Below are 390 nucleotides of genomic sequence, written 5' to 3' on the forward strand. Positions count from 1 at the left end.
AGCTCGAACGCGGCAACGGGCCCGAGCCGAGCACGCTGGACGCGCACCGCTGCCAGGAGGTCGCCTGCGGCAACGTGCTGCGCGATCTGTACGAAGGCCTGGTGACCGAAGACGCGCAAGGCCGGCTGGTGCCGGGCCTGGCCGAGCGCTGGACGGTATCGGCCGACGGCCGCACCTGGACCTTCGCCCTGCGCCCCGGCCTGCGCTGGAGCAACGGCGAAGCGCTCGACGCGGCGCAGGTGGTGGCCAGCTTCCGGCGCGCCTTCGCCCCGGCCACCGCCGCGCCGTTCGGCGAATTGTTCGACGCGCTCGACGGCGCCCAGGCGGTGCAGGCCGGCGATCTGCCGCCCGAGCGCCTGGGCGTGAGCGCGCCGGACCCGCACACCGTGG

The 390-nt window shown here is 75.6% G+C and carries 1 protein-coding gene; it reads left to right on the plus strand.

Features of this window, described 5'->3' with window-relative positions; all coding sequences use genetic code 11:
• A partial coding sequence (locus HKX41_10610) for a peptide ABC transporter substrate-binding protein (protein ID NNC24582.1) occupies positions 1–390 on the plus strand: 390 nt, incomplete at both ends.

The sequence above is a fragment of the Salifodinibacter halophilus genome (assembly GCA_012999515.1).
GTDB lineage: Bacteria > Pseudomonadota > Gammaproteobacteria > Nevskiales > Salinisphaeraceae > Salifodinibacter > Salifodinibacter halophilus.